The organism is Streptomyces capparidis, from assembly GCF_054782095.1.
Window position 1 is genome coordinate 1 of the sequence record NZ_BAAGTD010000134.1, and the last position, 749, is coordinate 749.

1 protein-coding gene is annotated in these 749 nt (G+C 75.8%); it reads left to right on the forward strand.

The genetic code is table 11. The features are described from left to right. Positions 1 to 749: beta-ketoacyl reductase (locus ACYVO2_RS37275; protein WP_461012564.1), on the forward strand; the 749-nt coding region annotated here is incomplete at both ends.

The following is a 749-nucleotide window of genomic DNA, read 5'->3' on the forward strand; positions in this document are numbered from 1 at the left end:
GCGGTGGCTGGCCGAGGAGCGGGTGGGGGACGCGCGGCTCGTGGTGGTCACGCGTGGTGCGGTGGCCGCCGGTGCGGGTGAGGGTGTGCCGGATCTGGCCGCGTCGGCGGTGTGGGGTCTGGTGCGCAGCGCCGAGTCGGAGAACCCCGGCCGGTTCCTCCTCGTGGACCTGGATCCGGCCGACGGCGAGGGCCCCGCGTCCGTGGCCGGGCTCGCCACCGCCGTGGCGACTGCGCTCGCGGCGGACGAGTCGCAGGTGGTGGTGCGCGGTGGTGTGGTGCGGGTGCCGCGTCTGGTGCGGGGCGCGGTCGCGGGGGACCGCGCGGTGTGGGGTTCCACTGGGACGGTGCTGGTCACCGGTGGGACGGGGACGCTGGGTTCGCTGGTGGCCCGGCACCTGGTCGTCGAGCACGGGGTGCGGCACCTGGTGCTGACGAGCCGGACGGGCCCGGCTGCGCCGGGGGCGGCCGAGCTGGTGGCCGAGCTGGCGGAGCAGGGCGCGATCACGCACGTGGTGGCGTGTGACGCGGCCGACCGTGAGCGGTTGGCGGCGGTGCTGGCGGAGATTCCGGCCGATCGTCCGCTGACGGGTGTCGTTCACGCGGCGGGTGTGCTGGACGACGCGGTGGTGACGGGTCTCGACCCGGAGCGGTTGGCGCGGGTGCTGCGGCCGAAGGTGGACGCGGCGGTCAACCTGCACGAGCTGACCCGCGACGCCGACCTCACCGCGTTCGTCCTCTTCTCCTCCG